Annotated in this window: 1 protein-coding gene; it reads right to left on the reverse strand. The window is 32.8% G+C overall.

Going from position 1 to position 235, the window contains the following annotated elements:
• On the reverse strand, nt 1–235 hold a 235-nt coding region (locus tag SB717_RS39630), incomplete at both ends, for a hypothetical protein (protein WP_410908823.1).

The following is a 235-nucleotide window of genomic DNA, read 5'->3' on the forward strand; positions in this document are numbered from 1 at the left end:
TCTTAATGGTTTCCACAACGTCTTTTGGAACTGTTTTAACATGCCAACCAATACCTAAATTAACCAACATAAACTTACTAATCAGCTTACGTAAATAGTTTTCTACCTGATAAATTCTTGGGTATAAATCTTGACTCCATTCAAAACCTACTCCATCCCAAATAATCTGAATATTATCTTTTATATGCACCCCAACAACCTGTTTAACAGCCTTAAGCATATTTCGAAATTTTGC

It is taken from the genome of Priestia sp. SIMBA_032, from assembly GCF_046535215.1.
GTDB lineage: Bacteria > Bacillota > Bacilli > Bacillales > Bacillaceae_H > Priestia > Priestia aryabhattai.